The organism is Psychrobacter sp. 1U2 (assembly GCF_051847575.1).
This window is the reverse complement of record NZ_JBPYDC010001625.1, coordinates 1-555: the sequence shown is the minus strand read 5'-3', so window position 1 is coordinate 555 and position 555 is coordinate 1. Positions and strand designations below refer to the sequence as shown.

General features: G+C 42.7%; 1 protein-coding gene. It reads left to right on the top strand.

The annotated features are described in order from the left end of the window. Positions 1-205: 205 nt before the first annotated feature. Positions 206-555 (top strand): alcohol dehydrogenase catalytic domain-containing protein (locus ACS8FD_RS23525; protein WP_439277629.1); only part of this gene is annotated, 350 nt, incomplete at its 3' end.

The following is a 555-nucleotide window of genomic DNA, read 5'->3' as shown; positions in this document are numbered from 1 at the left end:
CACTGGCCATAGATGGCGCCATACCCAGTTCCCGACCAGCGGCACTGATATTGAGTTTGTCGGCCGCCAAAACAAATAGACGAACGCTTTCTGTATCCATTAGATTATATCCAAATTACGAATTCTGTAATTCATAATAGCCAGTTTATTTCATTTTTACAAAATATTATACTGATTCTAACAATTAATCTTTAGGAGAAGCCCAATGAAAGCAATGATACTTAATGAATATGGTGACAATGCTAAATTTCAATTAGATGAGCTACCTCAACCTGATGCAAAAGCTGGACATGTAGTAGTGCGAGTGGCTGCAACTAGTGTAAATACAGTTGATACCATGATCCACCACATGGGTAATGATCTACCGTTTTCACCCGATCTGCCGGCAGTACTCGGTATGGACTTTGCAGGCACTATTGAAACTGTTGGTGAGGACGTGACCGACTTTGCTCCAGGCGACGAAGTATATGGCTGCGCTGGAGGACTCGCAGACTTGCAAGGTACGCTGGCAGAATTCATGCTAGCTGATGCCAAATTGATTGCTCAAAAACCAAA